Source organism: Stenotrophomonas sp. S49, from assembly GCF_016624905.1.
GTDB lineage: Bacteria > Pseudomonadota > Gammaproteobacteria > Xanthomonadales > Xanthomonadaceae > Stenotrophomonas.
In genome coordinates, this window is sequence record NZ_JACVUD010000037.1 from 1 (window position 1) to 16,309 (window position 16,309).

19 protein-coding genes are annotated in these 16,309 nt (G+C 68.8%); 9 read left to right on the plus strand and 10 right to left on the minus strand.

What is annotated here, in order from left to right:
* Window positions 1-545 precede the first annotated feature (545 nt).
* The gene (locus tag IAE58_RS09990; RefSeq protein ID WP_199933339.1) at window positions 546-1,043 is read right to left on the minus strand and encodes a hypothetical protein; all 498 of its coding nucleotides are present in this window, start codon (window positions 1,041-1,043) and stop codon (window positions 546-548) included.
* Between the two features lie 158 nt (window positions 1,044-1,201).
* Here IAE58_RS09990 and IAE58_RS09995 point away from each other — a divergent pair, with 158 nt between their 5' ends.
* Both IAE58_RS09995 and IAE58_RS10000 read left to right on the plus strand, forming a co-directional pair.
* Window positions 1,202-2,164, plus strand: a complete 963-nt coding sequence (locus IAE58_RS09995) for a pyridoxal-phosphate dependent enzyme (protein WP_199933340.1) — start codon at window positions 1,202-1,204, stop codon at window positions 2,162-2,164.
* Complete coding sequence (locus tag IAE58_RS10000) at window positions 2,149-2,793, plus strand: YdcF family protein (RefSeq protein ID WP_199933367.1); 645 nt, start codon at window positions 2,149-2,151, stop codon at window positions 2,791-2,793. Before IAE58_RS09995 ends, IAE58_RS10000 begins: the two co-directional genes overlap by 16 nt.
* Before the next feature lie 13 nt (window positions 2,794-2,806).
* On the opposite strand, the gene bioC is transcribed toward IAE58_RS10000, so the two are convergent.
* The 5 genes from bioC to bioB form a co-directional block, all read right to left on the minus strand.
* Window positions 2,807-3,691, minus strand: coding sequence for a malonyl-ACP O-methyltransferase BioC (gene bioC, locus IAE58_RS10005; protein WP_108754501.1), 885 nt, complete (start codon window positions 3,689-3,691; stop codon window positions 2,807-2,809).
* A 12-nt stretch (window positions 3,692-3,703) separates the two neighbouring features.
* Complete coding sequence (locus IAE58_RS10010) at window positions 3,704-4,483, minus strand: SDR family oxidoreductase (protein ID WP_199933341.1); 780 nt, start codon at window positions 4,481-4,483, stop codon at window positions 3,704-3,706.
* A gap of 29 nt (window positions 4,484-4,512) precedes the next feature.
* On the minus strand, window positions 4,513-5,292 hold the full coding sequence (gene bioH / locus IAE58_RS10015; protein ID WP_199933342.1) for a pimeloyl-ACP methyl ester esterase BioH: 780 nt from the start codon (window positions 5,290-5,292) through the stop codon (window positions 4,513-4,515).
* Between the two features lie 17 nt (window positions 5,293-5,309).
* Window positions 5,310-6,548, minus strand: a complete 1,239-nt coding sequence (bioF, locus tag IAE58_RS10020) for an 8-amino-7-oxononanoate synthase (protein ID WP_199933343.1) — start codon at window positions 6,546-6,548, stop codon at window positions 5,310-5,312.
* 67 nt (window positions 6,549-6,615) lie between these two features.
* The gene (gene bioB, locus IAE58_RS10025; RefSeq protein WP_199933344.1) at window positions 6,616-7,647 is read right to left on the minus strand and encodes a biotin synthase BioB; all 1,032 of its coding nucleotides are present in this window, start codon (window positions 7,645-7,647) and stop codon (window positions 6,616-6,618) included.
* A 158-nt stretch (window positions 7,648-7,805) separates the two neighbouring features.
* On the opposite strand from bioB, the gene IAE58_RS10030 reads away from it, so the two are divergent.
* The 4 genes from IAE58_RS10030 (at window position 7,806) to IAE58_RS10045 (ending at window position 9,481) form a co-directional block, all read left to right on the plus strand.
* Window positions 7,806-8,114, plus strand: a complete 309-nt coding sequence (locus tag IAE58_RS10030; protein WP_108754496.1) for a hypothetical protein — start codon at window positions 7,806-7,808, stop codon at window positions 8,112-8,114.
* 54 nt (window positions 8,115-8,168) lie between these two features.
* Window positions 8,169-8,714, plus strand: coding sequence for a CbrC family protein (locus tag IAE58_RS10035; protein ID WP_199933345.1), 546 nt, complete (start codon window positions 8,169-8,171; stop codon window positions 8,712-8,714).
* A 61-nt stretch (window positions 8,715-8,775) separates the two neighbouring features.
* Window positions 8,776-9,165: a hypothetical protein gene (locus IAE58_RS10040; RefSeq protein ID WP_199933346.1), complete on the plus strand. Its 390-nt coding sequence runs from the start codon at window positions 8,776-8,778 to the stop codon at window positions 9,163-9,165.
* A gap of 7 nt (window positions 9,166-9,172) precedes the next feature.
* The gene (locus IAE58_RS10045; RefSeq protein ID WP_199933347.1) at window positions 9,173-9,481 is read left to right on the plus strand and encodes a hypothetical protein; all 309 of its coding nucleotides are present in this window, start codon (window positions 9,173-9,175) and stop codon (window positions 9,479-9,481) included.
* A gap of 33 nt (window positions 9,482-9,514) precedes the next feature.
* Here the strand turns inward: IAE58_RS10045 and IAE58_RS10050 are convergent, their stop codons facing one another.
* Both IAE58_RS10050 and IAE58_RS10055 read right to left on the minus strand, forming a co-directional pair.
* Window positions 9,515-10,075, minus strand: coding sequence for a hypothetical protein (locus IAE58_RS10050; RefSeq protein WP_199933348.1), 561 nt, complete (start codon window positions 10,073-10,075; stop codon window positions 9,515-9,517).
* Between the two features lie 141 nt (window positions 10,076-10,216).
* Entirely contained in the window at window positions 10,217-10,966 is a 750-nt protein-coding gene (locus IAE58_RS10055) for an SDR family oxidoreductase (protein ID WP_199933349.1), read from the minus strand.
* A 127-nt stretch (window positions 10,967-11,093) separates the two neighbouring features.
* On the opposite strand from IAE58_RS10055, the gene IAE58_RS10060 reads away from it, so the two are divergent.
* A complete protein-coding gene (locus IAE58_RS10060; RefSeq protein WP_199933350.1) occupies window positions 11,094-11,999 on the plus strand; it encodes a LysR family transcriptional regulator in 906 nt (301 codons plus the stop codon).
* A 26-nt stretch (window positions 12,000-12,025) separates the two neighbouring features.
* Here the strand turns inward: IAE58_RS10060 and IAE58_RS10065 are convergent, their stop codons facing one another.
* Complete coding sequence (locus IAE58_RS10065) at window positions 12,026-12,670, minus strand: DNA-3-methyladenine glycosylase (protein WP_199933351.1); 645 nt, start codon at window positions 12,668-12,670, stop codon at window positions 12,026-12,028.
* A gap of 152 nt (window positions 12,671-12,822) precedes the next feature.
* On the opposite strand from IAE58_RS10065, the gene IAE58_RS10070 reads away from it, so the two are divergent.
* Together IAE58_RS10070 and IAE58_RS10075 are read left to right on the plus strand one after the other, a co-directional pair.
* A complete protein-coding gene (locus IAE58_RS10070) occupies window positions 12,823-13,521 on the plus strand; it encodes a ComF family protein (RefSeq protein ID WP_199933368.1) in 699 nt (232 codons plus the stop codon).
* A gap of 186 nt (window positions 13,522-13,707) precedes the next feature.
* Window positions 13,708-14,268: a DUF308 domain-containing protein gene (locus IAE58_RS10075; RefSeq protein ID WP_199933352.1), complete on the plus strand. Its 561-nt coding sequence runs from the start codon at window positions 13,708-13,710 to the stop codon at window positions 14,266-14,268.
* A 202-nt stretch (window positions 14,269-14,470) separates the two neighbouring features.
* Here the strand turns inward: IAE58_RS10075 and IAE58_RS10080 are convergent, their stop codons facing one another.
* Entirely contained in the window at window positions 14,471-16,246 is a 1,776-nt protein-coding gene (locus IAE58_RS10080; protein WP_199933353.1) for an MFS transporter, read from the minus strand.
* Between the last annotated feature and the right edge of the window lie 63 nt (window positions 16,247-16,309).

The following is a 16,309-nucleotide window of genomic DNA, read 5'->3' on the forward strand; positions in this document are numbered from 1 at the left end:
ACCCATGCCCCGCCGGCCGCCCCCGGGGCACGCCCCCCCCCCGGGCGGGCGCGCCGAAGGCGGCCAGGGTGGCGATTTTAGCGCCATTCGGCGGGAGGGGACGGGGGGCTCCTGCACGCTCGGGTGAAATCAACCCTAAAGTTGGCAGGAAAGTTGCAGATAACCCGATAGCACCCATCGTGGCTGGCGCTCATGGCGTTGGTGACCGGATTGGAACAGGGGCCGGTACAGGCGCACGGTGGGGAAGCAGGGGGCCGGTGGTCGGGGGACTGCCGGCCCCGTTTTTTTCCGGCCGAAGGTGGCGCTATCCACCCATGGCGTGGATCTACCGGCAGCATCAAAAACGAACGGCCCCGCAGTGCGGGGCCGTTTGTCTTGCAGAGGTGCCGACATCCGACAGGGCCGGAACAGGGGGGATCCAGATGTTCCTGTCGGATATCGACGTAGAGCGTTTGGTCACGGCCCTAACGTTTTTGTCACATTGTGACGCGGGCCGTCACCACCTGCGTAGAGTGAGGCTTGAACCGGGGGAAATGCAAGATGGTTCAGGGCTCAACTGTGCGCTGCGTCCCACGATCGAGATTGCGCCACGGGGAACCGTTCATCCTGGGCGCCGCCGGACGCGGCGGCGGACCGGCCGGACGCGCCGGGCGGGCTGCCGGCGCCGGGCGCTGCACGGCCTGCGGCGGGCGCTGCATCGAATCCAGGTTGCGCCAGGGCGAGCCGCCGTTGTTCTGGCGCGGCGGCTGCGGCGGACGGTTCTCGCCGCCATTGCCCGGGCGCGGCGGCGGGCGATGGTTGTGCGGCGGGCGGTAGATCGGCCGCGAGTAGTACGGGTTGCCATAGCCGTAATAGCCATAGCCGCCGTAGCCGCCGTAGTACGGGTAGCCCGAATCGTAGGGATAGCCGTAGGGGTAGCGGTACTCCGTCGAGGGCGCACCGTGGTAGTAGCCGCCACCGCGGCCACCGCCAACGTAATCGTAGGTAGCGCAGCCGGTCAGGGCCAACATCAGGCCACCGGCAAGCAACAGGCGCAGTTTCATGTGGAGTCCCCCCAAGGACGGGTGTAGTGCCAGCTTCGGGCGCGAGCGTTGAATCGCCCCTTAATCCCGCCGGCCAGAATGAATGGCGGTGAAGGGCAGCATGCTGGCACGGCAGCCGGCATCGCCGCCAGCGCGGGGGCTTACGTTAACCTTGCGTCATGAGCGATTCACTGTTGCCGACCCCCGCCGATGTACTGGCCGCCGCAGCGCGCATCGCGCCCCATGCCCATGTGACCCCGGTGCTGCGTTCGCACGCGCTGGATGCGCTGGCCGGGGCGTCGTTGGCGTTCAAGGCCGAGCACCTGCAGCGCGGCGGTGCCTTCAAGTTCCGTGGGGCATGCAATGCGGTGTGGTCGCTGCCGGAAGACCGGGCGGCGGCGGGCGTGGTGACCCATTCGTCGGGCAACCACGGTGCCGCGCTGGCGCTGGCGGCGCGTACCCGCGGCATTCCCTGCCACGTGGTGGTGCCCGAGGGCGCGGTGGCGGCCAAACTGGCCAACATCGCCCGCCACGGTGCCACGCTGTGGCGCTGCCCGCCCACCATTGCCGATCGCGAGGCCACCTGCGCGCAGGTGCAGGCCGATACCGGCGCGACCCTGGTGCACCCGTATGCCGACCCAGCCGTGATGGCCGGGCAGGGCACCGCGGCGCTGGAACTGCTGCACAGCGATGGCCCCTTCGATGTGCTGGTGGTGCCGGTGGGCGGCGGTGGCCTGGCCTGCGGCACCGCGCTGGCCCTGCAGCACGCCAGCCCGCACACCCGCCTGGTGCTGGCCGAACCGGCCGGGGCCGACGACACCGCGCGCTCGCTTGCCGCCGGCACCCGCCAGGGGCCGTTCACCCCGGACACGTTCTGCGACGGCCTGCGCACCCTGGTCGGGGTGCCCAACTTCGCCCTGCTGCAGGCCGCCGGCGCCGAGGTGATCGTGGTGGATGATGCCGCCACGCTGGCCGCCATGCGCCTGCTGTGGGAGGTGCTGAAGCAGGTGGTCGAACCGTCTTCGGCTACGGTGCTCGCCGCGGTGCTGGCGCAGCCGCAGCGGTTTGCCGGCCTGCGCGTGGGCCTGGTGCTGTCCGGTGGCAACGTGGACCTGCCGGCACTGCGCTGGGAGGCGGCGTGAGCCGCGGCCGGCACCGTGTCCGCACCGGCCTGCTGGGCTGGCTGTGGCGGCTGTTCGTGCTGGTGGTGGTGTGGTTGCTGGGCGTGACGGCGTGGATCGTCTGGGTGGGCGAGCGCGACCAGGCGGCCAAGGCGGATGCGATCATCGTGCTGGGCGCGGCCGCCTACGACGCCAAGCCGTCGCCGGTGTTCGAAGAGCGCATCCGCCATGGGCTGGATCTGTACCAGGCGGGCTATGCGCCGTTGCTGATCTTCACTGGTGGCTATGGTGGCAGCGGCGCGCGCTTTTCAGAATCACAGGTGGCGCGCCGTTATGCACTGAAGCATGGCGTGCCCGATGACGCGATCCTGATTGAAACCGCCTCGCGCAATACCGTGCAGAACCTGGTGGAAGCCAAGCGCCTGATGGAGCAGCGGCACCTGCAGCGGGTCATCATTGTCAGCGACCCGCTGCACATGGCCCGCGCGCTGCGCCTGAGCCAGGCGATGGGGATTGAAGCACTGGCCTCGTCCACGCCCAGTACGCGCTTCCGCAGCTTCCATACCAGCTGGCGTTTCCTGCTGCAGGAGATCTACTTCTTCCACCGCGACCTGGTGCGCCCGCCGTTGAGTTCGCCGGGCAATACCTGACGGCGCCTTTGGATCAGGGCTGCTTGCGGCGGATCGGGATGGCCGAAACCGGTACCGAGGCGATGTCGTGGCCGCCTTCGCGGATCGGTGCGCCGGGGTCCGGTGCCCAGGCGTGGGCGTAGATCACTTCCCAGCTGCTGGGCAGCTTGCCATCGTCGCGGCGCAGGGGTTCGTAGGCCGCAGCGGCGGCGGCGAAGCGGCCGCGCCCGGTCAGGGTGTGGCGACGGTCCACGCGGGCGTTGGTGGCGCCCATCGCGCGCAGCTCGCGCATCAGCGCGGGCAGGTCGTCGTAGGTCAGGGTGAACAGATCGCGGTCCAGCACCGGGTCGCGGAAGCCGGCCATCATCAGTGCATCGCCGAACTGGGCGATCTGCGCGAAGCGACTGACGTGCGGGCGGTCATCGGCGGCGGCGAACGCTTCGTTGAGCTCGATCAGCGTTTCCGGGCCGAAGGTGGAGCACAGCAACAGGCCGCCCGGCTTGAGCACGCGGCGGAAACCGGCAAACACCGCCGGCAGGTCGTCCAGCCACTGCAGGCACAGGTTACTGAAGATCACATCGACGCTGTTGTCGGCCAGCGGCAGCGCGGCGGCATCACCGCACAGGCGCTGGAATGGCTTCCACCAGCCGGCCTGGCGCTTGGCCTGGCCCAGCATCGGCAGGGCCACGTCCAGCGCGATCACCTGCGCCTTCGGCCAGCGCTTCTTCATCAGCGCGCTGGCGTGGCCGGTGCCCGAACCAATGTCCAGCACCACCGCGGGCGTGCGTGCTTCCAGGTAATCCAGCGATTCGATCAGCCGCGACTGCACTTCGCGCTGCAGGGCAGCGGCGGCATCGTAACTGCTGGCGGCGCGGCCGAAGGCGCGGCGGACGTGGCGGGCATCGAAGTGGGACGGCATTGCGGAAGTCTCTTAGAACGTACCGGGGTAGGCGCCGCCGTCGATCAGCAGGTTCTGCCCGGTGAGGTAACCGGCCTGTGCGCTGCACAGGAAGGCGCAGGCGGCGCCGAATTCGTCCGCCGTGCCGAAGCGGCCGGCGGGGATCTGCTGGCGGCGGCGCTCTGCCACGGCCTGCGCGTCGCCGTCCTGGCCCGCTGCATGGGCGAAGTTGGCGCGCAGGCGGTCGGTGTCGAACTGGCCGGGCAGCAGGTTGTTGAGGGTGACGTTGTGGCCGACCGTGCGCCGGGCCAGGCCGGCGACGAAGCCGGTCAGGCCGCTGCGCGCGCCGTTGGACAACGCCAGGGTGTCGATCGGCGCCTTCACCGATGAAGAGGTGATGTTGACGATGCGGCCGAAGCCGCGCGCGATCATCGCGTCCACCGTGGCGCGGATCAGCGCGATCGGCGCGAGCATGTTGGCGTCCAGCGCGGCGATCCAGTCGTCGCGTTCAAACGTGCGGAAATCGCCGGGCGGCGGGCCACCGGCGTTGGTCACCAGGATGTCCACCTGCGGGCAGGCGGCCAGCGCCTGGGCACGGCCGGCGTCGGTGGTCACATCGGCGGCCACCGCGCGCACTTCGCCCGCACCGGGCAGGGCGCGCAGTGCGTCGGCGGCGGTCTGCAGGGAGGCTTCGCCACGGGCCACGATCACCACGTTCACGCCCTCGGCCACCAGCGCACGCGCGCAGCCCAGGCCCAGCCCCTTGCTTGCGCCACACACCAGTGCCCAGCGGCCGGAAATACCCAGATCCATACGTCAGCCCTGCATCGTTCGGAAGGCGCTCATTGTCCGCCATCGGCCGGTGACAGGCCGGCAACGAAGTGTTGCAGGGCGGCGGCCACCTGATCGGCATGGCCGAGGAACGGCGCATGGCCGCCGTGGGCGATGGTCAGTGCCTGCGCGTTCGGCGCGAGTGCCGCGGCGGCCTGCATGGCAGCCGGTGACACCAGGCGGTCGCGCTGGCCGGCGATCCACAGGCTGGGTTTTCCCAGCGCCGGCAGGGCGCCGCGCAGGTCGGTGCTTTCCAGCAGGCGCAGGCCTTCCAGCAGGGTGCGCTCAGTTGGCGCGCCACGTTCCACCAGGCGCTGGCGCAGGGTGCGCAGTTCCTCGCGGGCGTGCGCCGAGCCCATCACGTCCAGGGCCAGGAAGCGTTCCAGGGTGCCGGCGAAATCGGTCGCCAGGTCGCGCCCGAACTGTTCGAACACCGCCGGTTCCACCGCATGCGGCCAGTCATCGCCGCGTACGAAACGCGGAGTGGCCGCGATCATCGCCAGCCCGCGCACCTTGGGCAGAGTCGCTGCGGCATGCAGGGCGAACAGCCCGCCCAGTGACCAGCCGCACCACACCGCCGGCGGGGTGGCCGCGGCAATCGCGTTCACCACGTAGGGCAGGCGCAGCGGCGTGCTGTCGTCGCGGCTGTGGCCGTGGCCGGGCAGGTCCACCACGTGCAGGGTGAAGTGCTGGGCCAGGCGTTCCACCAGCGGCGCGAACACGCCGCCCTGCAGGGCCCAGCCATGGATCAGCACCAGGTCCGGCCCGCGGCCGGTGACATCGATATGCATGCGGGGCCCTGCGTGTTTCAGGCGATGGCGCGGTCGAACGGCAGCGACGGCGGCAGCGGATCGGGGGCGAGGGCGGCGCGGCCGACCTGGTCGCGCGCGCTGGCAATGGCGTCCACCAGACCGCGCACCTGTTCGGGCGTATGCAGCGCCGACAGGGTGACGCGCAGCCGCGCCTTGCCTTCGGGCACGGTGGGCGGGCGGATGGCGCCGACCAGCCAGCCGGCCTGTTCCAGTGCCTGCGACATCGCCACGGCAGTGTGGTCGTCGCCGCACAGCAGCGGCTGGATCGGCGTTTCCGAGGCCATTACATCCAGCCCATGGCGGCGGGCTTCGCCGCGGAACAGGGCAATCAGATCGGTCAGGCGCTCACGCCGCCAGTGGTCGCGGCGGGCCAGGCGCACCGCTTCCAGCGCGGCGGCGGCCAGGGCCGGCGGCAGCGCGGTGGTGTAGATGTAGGGGCCCGCGGTTTCGGCCAGGTGTTCAATCAGGTCGTCGCGGCCCAGCACCAACGCGCCGGCACCGCCCAGCGCTTTGCCCAGGGTGACCAGCTGCAGCGGCACATCGTCCACGCCCAGCCCGGCGCTGGCCACGGCACCACGACCGTCGCCCAGCACGCCCACGCCGTGCGCATCGTCCACGTAGAACAGCGCCTGCTGCAGGCGCGCCACCAGGGACAGCGCACGCAGCGGCGCGATATCGCCGTCCATGCTGAAGACACCGTCGGTGGCCAGCATGGCCGCGCCATCGGGCGCGTGCTTGAGCTGGCGCATGGCGCCTTCCGGGTCCAGGTGCGGGTAGCGGCGCAGGCGCGCGCCGGCCAGCCGGGTGGCATCGAGCAGGCTGGCGTGGTTCAACTTGTCCTGCACGCAGACATCGTTCTCTTCGCTCAGCAGCGCCTGCTGCACGGCCAGGTTGGCGGCGAAGCCACTGCCGAACAGCAGGGCGCGCGGGTAACCCAGCCAGTCGGCCACTTCGCGTTCCAGTGCGTCGTGCAGCGCGTGGTGGCCGCAGACCAGGTGCGAGGCACCGGCACCGGCGCCTTCGCGCGCGGCGGCGTCCTGCAGGGCGTTGACCACGCTGAACTGCTGGGCCAGGCCCAGGTAATCGTTGCTGCAGAAGCCGGTCAGCCAGCGCCCGTCAACTTCCAGGCGCACGCCATCGCGGCGCGACACCGTGCGCCGGGGGCGGCGACGGCCTTGGGCATCGCGCAACGCGCGCTGGGCTTGAAGGCGGGCGGACAGGTCGGGGCGGGCCATGGTGGCTACGGGCGACGACGGGGCGGCTAGGGTAGCGCGTTGCCGCGGCGGCCGCTTGTGCCCCGCATCACGCGGCGCCGGCAGCGGGACAGGTGGCGATATCGGCGTGCACGGTGCCGCCGTGGTCGTGGCCCGCGGCGTCCACCTGCACCGGCATCGGCTGCAGGCCCAGGCGCGCGAACAGGGCCAGGTCGCGTTCGCTTTCCGGGTTGCCGGTAGTCAGCAGTTTTTCCCCGTAGAAGATCGAGTTGGCGCCAGCCAGGAAGCACAGCGCCTGCAGTTCATCGCTCATGGCTTCGCGGCCGGCCGACAGCCGCACCATCGAACGCGGCATGACGATGCGGGCCACGGCAATCATGCGCACGAACTCGAATGGGTCCAGTTCGGCGCTGCCGTGCAGCGGTGTACCGGCCACCTGCACCAGCTGGTTGATCGGTACCGAATCGGGGTGGGCCGGCAAGGTGGCCAGCGCCAGCAGCAGGCCGATGCGCTGTGCGCGCGTTTCGCCCATGCCGACGATGCCGCCACAGCAGGTTTTCAGTCCCGCATCGCGCACGTGGCCCAGGGTATCCAGGCGGTCCTGGTACTGGCGGGTGTGGATGATCGAATCGTAGTAATCCGGCGCGGTGTCCAGATTGTGGTTGTAGTAGTCCAGGCCGGCATCCTTCAGGGCACGTGCCTGGTCGCCGCTGAGCATGCCCAGGGTGGCGCAGGTTTCCAGCCCGAGCGCCTTCACCCCGGCAATCATCGCGGCCACCTTCGGAATGTCGCGTTCCTTCGGTGAACGCCATGCCGCGCCCATGCAGAAGCGCGATGCACCGGCCGCCCTGGCCTGGCGCGCCTTGGCCAGCACCGCCTCGGTGTCCATCAGCTTCTGCGCGTTCACGCCGGTGTTGTAGCGCTGTGCCTGCGGGCAGTACGCGCAGTCTTCCGGGCAGCCGCCGGTCTTCACCGACAGCAGGGTGGACACCTGCACCTGTGCCGGATCGAAATGCGCGCGATGCACCCTGGCGGCGCGGAACAGCAGTTCCGGCAGGGGCAGGTCGAACAGCGCCTGCAGTTCGTCGTGCTGCCAGTCGTGGCGGATGGCGTAGGCCATGGCGGGACCTTGGAAGGGGTGGAACGAGGGCGGCAGTGTGGGTGGGTCGGTGAAGGCTGTCAACTTTCGGTTTTATCTGTGGGTTTACAGTTAGGGATGCAGCAAGCCGCCGCCGCGGTGTAAGTTCATGGCTGCATAGGGAGTCGCGAGCATCTGCCATGGACAGTTCCCAGACCTACCCGATCCGCCGCGATGCGGTGCTGTGCAGTCTGGCCGAGCTGCCGGACGGCGGCCTGCGCGTGGTGCTGGATGATCTGCGCCAGACCGATCCGCCTGGGCACTGGAAGCACCACGTGCTGGTGACCTTCAAGGACTACCCGGCGGGGCAGCTCGATCCGTCGGCGCTGTCGAACGAGGAACTGCAGGCATTCGGCCATTACGTGCTGGTTCGCTTGCTGGCCATCAACGGTTGCCTGCCTGCCGAGGAAAGTGCTGCCGAACGCGATGCGCCGCTTGCCGGCCCGTAGCGGCCGCAGGCACGACCGCGCCGCTACACTGGGCCGCCCAGCAACGGACCTGCCATGGAACTGCCGCACTTCGCCTACCACCCCGACCCGCTGGCCACCGGCAGCGTGATCGCCGCCGATACCGCGTGCGTCTGCTGCGGGCAGGTGCGTGGCTACGTCTATGCCGGGCCGGTCTACGCCGAAGACGAGTACGAGCAGACGATCTGCCCCTGGTGCATTGCCGATGGTTCGGCGCATGCGCAGCTTGGCGCCACCTTCACCGATGAAGAAGGCGTGGGCGGTGGCGGTGAATGGGACGCGGTGGACGAGACGATCATCGATGAAGTGGCGCAGCGCACGCCGGGCTTCAATGGCTGGCAGCAGGAGCAATGGTGGACACACTGCGGCGATGCCGCGCAGTTCAACGGCCGCGCCGGTCGCGCCGAGCTGGAAGCGCAGGGCCCGGCCGCGCTCGCCGCGATCCAGGACAGCACCGGATTGGACGATGGCCCGCAGTGGCAGCACTTCCTGGCGGCGCTGGACAAGGACGGATCACCCACGGCCTACCTGTTCCGCTGCCGGCACTGCGGCGAACTGGGCGGCTACCAGGACTGCGACTGACAGGAGCCACGCCTACATGCAGGCACGCCGATACGCTCGTGTTTCCAGATGTGCCACTGCGGTGGCAAGCGCGCTGGCCTGCCTGCTTCCGCTGCAGGGCGGGGCGCAGCAAGCGGCGACCACCGACATTCCCTACGCCACGCCCGACGCGGCCTTGATTGCCCTGCGTTCGCTGCCGCAGGTGCGCGAGCGCCAGGACAACGACTGGGTGGTGCTGCACGACCTGCAGGGCCAGGTGTTCTGGTCGGTCACCCTGCCGGGCAATGGCTGGCACCCGTCCATCATCCGCCGGCAACTGCGCGAGCAGCAGGGCGAAGTCCGTGTCGACATGCAGGTGCGCTGCGGCGCTGACAAGGACGACTGCGACCGCTTGGTGCAGGTGTTCCAGGCCAGCAACGAGAACCTGCGCACGGCGGCCAGGGCGATGGCCGAAGTGCCGGACAAGGACTGAGCCTGACATGTACGAATGGCAGCCCATCACTTTCTCTGAACTGGAGGCGTTGGTGGCCGAACAGCTGGGCCGCTGCACGCCCGCCCAGCAGGCGGCTTTCGCCAGGCTGCGCGTGCCCTTCCATCACGTGCCCGTGCATCGCCAGGGTGCCGTGGAGCAGGTGTGGGTGGTGGCCCATACACCTGCGGGCTGGCTGTACTACGAAGACGTGGAAGAGGGCTTTGAGACCGGACGGCCCGATGCACGCGGCGTGCTGCCCGACCGCGGCTGCAATCAGCTTGAGCTGACCCACCTGCTGCACCGCCTGGGGCTGTAAGCCACTACAGCCCCGGCGTGCAGCGCGGTGGGGTCAGGCCGCCTTTGCCTGCTGGCGGGCGCGTGCGCGGCGCTCGATGCTGGCGGCGAACAGCGGGGTTTCGCGGCCATTGTGATTGCCGCCGTCGCGCTGGCGTGCTTCGGCCGCTTCTTCGAACGGGGTGCCATGCTCGGCGATGAAATCCAGGAACTCCTGGGTGGGGTGGGCGACCACGCTGTTGGTGTACTCGCAGGTGTTTTCGTCGATCTTCTTCACGCTCAGTGTCCAGATCACCTGTACGCGGGTGCACCCGTTCGGGGTGAAGGCATCGGACGTGGACACCATGCGGCACAGGCTGGGCGTGGCCACTTCGGCCACGTAGTGCTGCACCATCAGCGTCTTGCCGATCATTTCCACGTTGATGGACATGCGCGTGCCATCGTCGGTGGTGGTGCTGCCAGCGGAAATATGGTCCGGCGGGCAGCAGCGCTGGTACTCCGCTTCGGGCAGGTTGAACAGCCACTCGGCGATGTCCACCTGTTCGATCGGCAGGTTGATGATGGCGCTGTAGGCCGAGGAAGACAGCTGCTTGTCGCTGGTGATGATGTCGGACATGTGCGGGCGCCGCAGTGGTGGGGTGTGTGACCACTATCGGTTGTCGCTGCGCGCAGGGCAGCCACCTGTTGGCATGGTGGCGTGCATCCATGCGGGCAGCGGCGCCATACCTGGGTATGGCGCGTGCAGTAGATTGCCCGCTTACACCTGGGCCATGCCACCGTCGACGAACAGCTCGACACCGTTGATGAAGCTGGCCTCGTCCGAAGACAGGAAGGCCACGGCATTGGCCACCTCCTGCGGCTCGCCCAGGCGTGCCAGCGGCACCTGCGCGGCGAGGTGATCGAACAGACCCTGGCGGGCTTCGTCAGGCACCAGGTCGCCCAGGCCGGGGGTGCGGATCGGGCCGGGGCTGACCACGTTCACCCGGATGCGGCGCTCCTTCAGGTCCAGCGCCCACGAGCGGGCGAAGTTGCGCACGGCGGCCTTGCTGGCGCTGTACACGCTGAAGTTGGCGGTGCCCTGGATCGAGACCGTCGAGCCGGTGAGGATGACCGAAGCGCCATCGACCAGCAGCGGCAGCGCCTTCTGCACAGTGAACAGCACGCCGCGCACGTTGGTGGCGAAGATGCGGTCGAAATGTTCTTCGGTGATTGCCCCCAGCGGCAGCATGTCACCGCCGCCGGCATTGGCGAACAGGATGTCCAGGCGGCCGGCCTGGCGGGCAATCTGCGCGTAGACCGCGTCCAGGTCGCTCGGCTGCGAGGCGTCGGCACGGATGCCGGTGGCCTGCGCGCCGATGCTGGCCACGGCCGCATCCAGCTCCGGCTGGCGGCGGCCGGTGCTGTAGACCGTGGCGCCCAGGCGGGCCAGGTGCTGGGCGGTGGCCAGGCCGATGCCAGTGGTGCCGCCGGTGACCAGGGCGATCTTGCCGTTGAAATCAGTGCTCATGGTGTTCTCCTGTAAGGGCTGCCGGGGAGGGGGGTGGCAGCGGGTGGGAGAATGATGGGCGGCCAAGGTTGGGCGATAAATCATGCGCAATGAAAATGACTGTGCATGTGGATGCATAATCAGCCATATGAATCAGCTCAACGCCATCCATGCCTTCGCCCGCGTGGTCGAGACCGGCAGCTTCACCCGCGCCGCCGATTCACTGGACATGCCCACCACCTCACTGAGCAAGCTGGTGCGCGAGCTGGAGGCGCACCTGGGCGTGCGGCTGCTGCAGCGGACCACGCGCCGGGTGGCGGTGACCGCCGAAGGCCAGACGTACTACGAGAAGGCCGGCCGCCTGCTGCGCGACCTGCAGGATGTCGATGCCTCGTTCAGTGCGGCACGCGGGACGCCGCGCGGCCTGCTGCGCGTGGACATCGGCGGTTCCACCGCGCGTGACGTGCTGATTCCGCTGCTACCGGCGTTCATGGCGCGCTACCCGGACATCCGCATCGAGCTGGGCGTGTCCGACCGCACGGTGAACCTGATCGGCGAGAACGTGGACTGCGTGATCCGCGGCGGCGCGCTGGATGACTCGTCGCTGGTCGCACGTCACCTGGGCGATGCGCGCCTGATCACTTGCGCCAGCCCGGCCTATCTGAAGGCGCATGGGGTGCCGGCCTATCCGGAAGAACTGCGTAATGGCCACCGCTTGATCAGCTATCTGCTGCCGTCGAACGGGCGCGCCGTGCCGTTCCGGTTCCGTGGCCCCGACGGTGCCTTCGAGATCAAGGCCGAGCACCGCCTGGGCATCAACGAGAGCAATGGCCATCTGGCCGCCGCAGTGGCAGGCCTGGGCCTGGTGCAGACCTTCGGTTATGCCGCAGCCGCCGCGTTGCAAAGCAAGGCGCTGGTGGAGGTGCTGCAGCCGTGGCGGCCGGCGGCCTACCCCTTCCATGTGGTGTACCCCGATAACCGCCATGTGAACCCGCGGCTGCGGGTGTTCATTGACTGGCTGGTGGAGGTGATGCCGCCGTTGCTGGGGGTCTAGCGACCCGCCAAACGGGCAGCGCAGCGTCAGCTGCGTCGCGGCTTCACCGACACGTGGGGGTGGTCGGGAACATGCCAGCGCCACGGGAAGTCCACGGCGCGGCTGATGCCGATGCGCGGTCCCACCACGGGCGACGCCGGCGGCGGCGTGCCGTCGGAGGCGATGACGATGCCGCGGTCGGCGCCGACCAGGTCCGCGCCATCCAGAGCGCGGGTAATCCCGAAGGCCTGGGAGAGCTTGCCGGGCCCGCTGGCAAGATCGCGCTCGCGCCTGGCAGCAGGCCGCGCCGCCTGCATGGCCCCCACGCCGGCCACGGGTTCGGCCGCCCTCAGCAGCACGCCGACGCCTTCGCCGACTTCCCCACACACCGCGTTGCTGCCCCAGTGCATGCCGTAGGTGAAGTACACATAGAGATGACCGGCCTCGCCGAACATCGTGGCATTGCGTGCGGTCTGCCCGCGATACGAGTGGGCGGCGGGATCTTCGCTGCCGGCATACGCCTCTACTTCCACGATGCGCGCGGCGCGCCCGTCATCACGCACGAGCAGCTTGTTCAACAGCTGCGGTGCAACCAGGGTGGGATGGCGTCGATAGAAATCGCGCGGCAGTACGCTCCATTGGGCGGGAAGCCAATGGAGGGGTGTGCCCTGCTTCTGTGGTGATGCCGACATGTCATTGCGTACGTTGCACGATGGCGTTCAGGCTAGTCCGCCGCATGTGCAGTGCACGTGTCGGCCTGCGGGCGAAGTGCCGGTGAATCCTTACCGCACGGAGCCGCAGCGACTGATAGCGCCCTGACGGCGCTGCCTGCATGTTCAACCGTATGCACGTACGGCGATTCCAGAACGTCATTACCCGCGTTGCGAGGCAGTCGCTGCAGCTGCTGCTGCCCCTGCGCTGCCTGATCTGCGGCGAGGCCGGCCACGATGGCCTGGATCTATGCGCTGCCTGCCTGGCCGATATTTCCTGGTCAGGCCGTGCCTGCCACCGCTGCGCGCTGCCGCTGCCCGATGCCGCGCTGCCGGTGTGCGGTACCTGTCGCGACGAACCACCGCCGCAGGCGGCCACGCACGCCAGCCTGTTGTACCTGCCGCCGGTGGACCAGTTGCTGCTGCGCTTCAAGTTCCACCACGACCTGGCGGCCGGGCGACTGCTGGCCCAGCTGATGCTGCGCCATCCCCCGGCGTGGACCTGTCCGCCGCTGGCACCGGTGCCGCTGCATCGCCGCCGCCTGCGCCAGCGCGGCTACAACCAGGCCGGGGAGCTGTGCCGTCTGCTGCAGCAGCCGGTATGGCGCGGGCTGTACCGCCGTCGTCATACCGCGCCGCAGTCAGAGCGCAGCGCCGAACAGCGCAGGGACAACCTGTTCGATGCCTTCGACGTGCGCGGGCCGGTGCCGGCGGGGGTGACGCTGGTGGATGACGTGATGACTACCGGCAGCACGCTGCTTGAGATTGCCGAGACGCTGAAGCTGGTGGGCGTGGGCGAAGTACGCGCCTGGGTCTGCGCGCGGGTACCGTGACCGTGCCCACAGTGATGCATGCCGGTAGAGTCGACTGTCAGTCGACTATCGCCCGCAGCGAGGGGTTTTTCGGGAGGTCGACCAACGGTCGACTCTACCTAGCGGGTCTGTGCGCGGGTGCCATGACGGTGTCGTCATCGCCGCTGGCGCTACGATGCAGGTTGGATCCTGATCGAAGGAGTGGTCATGCTGTCTCCGGACTCGTCCCGCCCGTCGCTGGTGTCGGCCATTGGCCGCAGCTGGCCGATCCTGCTGCTGTACGGCGTGGTTGCGCTGGGGTTCGGCATCACTGCGGTGGGCTGGCCGCTGTCGGCGGCCACCGCCCTGGCCTGGGTGCTGGGCGTGATGGCCATTGCCGAAGGGGTGATCAGTCTACTGGCGCTGATTACCGGCGGCAGTGGCGCACCGCGCGGCTGGCTGCTGCTGTATGCGCTGGCGTCGCTTGGTTTTGGCGTACTGGCAATCATCAATCCGCTGGCCACGGCCAGCGTACTGGTGCTGCTGCTGGCCGTGTGGCTGCTGGTGGCCGGGCTGTACCGCATCGTGTTCGCCATTCGCGTGCGCAAGCAGATCCAGGGTGAGTGGCTGCTGATACTCAGTGGCGTGCTGGCCGTGGTGCTGGGCGTACTGCTGGCCGCCAATCCGGTGACAGGCCTGGCAGTCACCACACTGTGGATCGGCATTGGCAGCCTGGTGTATGGGGCGTTGCAGATCGTGGTGGCATTGAAGCTGCGCAAGCTGACGTAGCGTCGAGCTTGCTCGACCAGACGGGAACCCAGGTAGAGTCGAGCTTGCTCGACTGCAGTTCGCGGCAAGCCCGCGCGGCGCGCGATGGTCGACCAAGCGGAGCCCGGTAGAGTCGAGCTTGCTCGACGGCAGTTCGCGACAAGCCCGCGCTGCGCGCGATGGTCGACCAAGGTCGACCGCCACCAGGCAAAGCGTCCAACCACTACCGGAAGTGCGCTTCGATCTCTTCCAGCGATTTGCCCTTGGTTTCTGGCAGCCACAGCGCGGCCACCAGGAAGAACACGAACGTGCAGCCGGCCCAGAACAGGAACATGCTGGCGTAGCCATAGTGGCCCACCGTGGGCAGGAACAATGCCGCAATCGTGGTCGACACGAACTGGTTGATCAGCAGCGCGATGCTCATGCCGTTGGAGCGGATGCGATTGGGCATCAGCTCCGACAGCGCCAGCCATACGCACACACCCGGGCCAACCGCGAAGAAGGCGACGAACACCAGGATGCAGGCGGCCACGGCCCAGCCATGGGCCGGCGCCGGTACCGGGCCGATGCGTGCCTGTTCGATGCGCAGCGGCGCCTGCGCGGCGCTGGCCGGGTCGGCGAAGGGATTCAGGTGCAGGCGGCGGAAGAACGTACCGATCACGCTGTCCGGCTGCACGGTGCCGGCACGTTCGATGCGCAGTTCGCGGTCGCCCGGGTTGTCGCTGCGCAACGCGCGCACGTTGGTGAAATCGCCATAGGCGTAGGACACGGTCAGCTGCAGCGGCCGCCCTTCGCGGTCGATGCCCGCGCCCAACTGCTGCCACTGCGCGTCATCCAGCACCAGGCGCAGCCCTTCCCCCTGTACCGCCGCGTGCAACTGCGGCTGCACATCGGCACGGCCGCGCTCGGCCTGGAAGAACAGCGTCGCGGCCGCCAGCAGGGCCACGCAGATGCCACCACTGCCCAGCATCAGCAGGAACTTGCGGCCCTTGCGATCGACCAGCAGCAGGGCAGCCACGGTCATCAGCGCATTGAGCAGCTTGATGGCCACGTCGGCACCGTTGGCCACCGAACCGGACAGACCCGCCTGGTTGAGGATGTTCACTGCATAGGCCAGCACCGAGTTGATGCCGGTGGCCTGGGTGCAGGCCAGCACCACGCAGGCCAGCAGGAAGGGCTTCACGTAGCGGCGGCTGAGCAGCGGCTCGCGCTTGCCGTCGGCACTGCGGGTATCCGGTGCCTGGATCTGCGCCAGCGTGGCCTCCACCTGGTCGGGCGCCAGTACGCGCTGCAGGCTGCGCCGTGCGTCGTCCACGCGCCCACGCCGTACCAGCCAGCGCGGGGATTCAGACAGCCAGAACAGACCCACGCAGAACACGATGCCCGGGGTCAGGCAGCTCCAGAAGATGGTGCGCCAAGCATGGTCCTTGGCCGCGAACAGTGCCTGCGCCTGCTGTGCGTCGGGCAGGCGCCGCGCCGCTTCGGTGGCCGCATCCACCGCATGGGCCTGGTACAGACCGATCAACGCGGCCAGCACCAGGCCAATGGTCAGTAGCAACTGGAACATCGCCGCACCACGGCCGCGCCGTTCCGGGCTGAGTACTTCGGCCAGGTACAGCGGCACCACCACGCCGATCAGGCCGCCGCTGATGCCTTGCAGCAGGCGCCCCAGCAGCAGCGGCGTATAACCGGAAGCGAGTGCCATGATCGGAATCGAGGCGGTGAACAGCACGCCGGCCAGCAGCATGGCGCCACGGCGGCCGATCAGGTCGGCCACCAGCCCGGCGAACAGCGAGGACAGCACGCTGCCCAGCAGCACCGCCGCCACCACGAAGCCGAGCTGCTGGCTGCTCAGGTGCCAGGCCTGGCTGGCGGTGGCTTCCAGATAGGGCAGGGCGCCGGCAATGATGCCGATGTCGATGCCGTACAGCAGGCCCCCCAGGCCACCAATGAACAGCAGATAGCGAACGGGCCAGCGCGGAGCGGTACGTGCAGTCATCGACAGGTTTCCTGTGCGGCGTTTCGGTGCGGATTGCTTCTGTAGGGTCGAGCTTGCTCGACT

Bases quoted from the DNA above. Each gene is read 5' to 3' on its own strand.
- bioH (WP_199933342.1), bottom strand. From the start codon at position 5,292: ATGCATATCGATGTCACCGGCCGCGGGCCGGACCTGGTGCTGATCCAT.
- IAE58_RS10035 (WP_199933345.1), top strand. From the start codon at position 8,169: ATGGAACTGCCGCACTTCGCCTACCACCCCGACCCGCTGGCCACCGGC.
- IAE58_RS10065 (WP_199933351.1), bottom strand. From the start codon at position 12,670: ATGTCGGCATCACCACAGAAGCAGGGCACACCCCTCCATTGGCTTCCC.
- IAE58_RS10045 (WP_199933347.1), top strand. From the start codon at position 9,173: ATGTACGAATGGCAGCCCATCACTTTCTCTGAACTGGAGGCGTTGGTG.
- bioC (WP_108754501.1), bottom strand. From the start codon at position 3,691: ATGCCGTCCCACTTCGATGCCCGCCACGTCCGCCGCGCCTTCGGCCGC.
- IAE58_RS10010 (WP_199933341.1), bottom strand. From the start codon at position 4,483: ATGGATCTGGGTATTTCCGGCCGCTGGGCACTGGTGTGTGGCGCAAGC.
- IAE58_RS10070 (WP_199933368.1), top strand. From the start codon at position 12,823: ATGCACGTACGGCGATTCCAGAACGTCATTACCCGCGTTGCGAGGCAG.
- IAE58_RS10050 (WP_199933348.1), bottom strand. From the start codon at position 10,075: ATGTCCGACATCATCACCAGCGACAAGCAGCTGTCTTCCTCGGCCTAC.
- IAE58_RS10075 (WP_199933352.1), top strand. From the start codon at position 13,708: ATGCTGTCTCCGGACTCGTCCCGCCCGTCGCTGGTGTCGGCCATTGGC.
- IAE58_RS09995 (WP_199933340.1), top strand. From the start codon at position 1,202: ATGAGCGATTCACTGTTGCCGACCCCCGCCGATGTACTGGCCGCCGCA.
- IAE58_RS10060 (WP_199933350.1), top strand. From the start codon at position 11,094: ATGAATCAGCTCAACGCCATCCATGCCTTCGCCCGCGTGGTCGAGACC.
- IAE58_RS10055 (WP_199933349.1), bottom strand. From the start codon at position 10,966: ATGAGCACTGATTTCAACGGCAAGATCGCCCTGGTCACCGGCGGCACC.
- IAE58_RS09990 (WP_199933339.1), bottom strand. From the start codon at position 1,043: ATGAAACTGCGCCTGTTGCTTGCCGGTGGCCTGATGTTGGCCCTGACC.
- IAE58_RS10080 (WP_199933353.1), bottom strand. From the start codon at position 16,246: ATGACTGCACGTACCGCTCCGCGCTGGCCCGTTCGCTATCTGCTGTTC.
- bioB (WP_199933344.1), bottom strand. From the start codon at position 7,647: ATGGCCTACGCCATCCGCCACGACTGGCAGCACGACGAACTGCAGGCG.
- bioF (WP_199933343.1), bottom strand. From the start codon at position 6,548: ATGGCCCGCCCCGACCTGTCCGCCCGCCTTCAAGCCCAGCGCGCGTTG.
- IAE58_RS10030 (WP_108754496.1), top strand. From the start codon at position 7,806: ATGGACAGTTCCCAGACCTACCCGATCCGCCGCGATGCGGTGCTGTGC.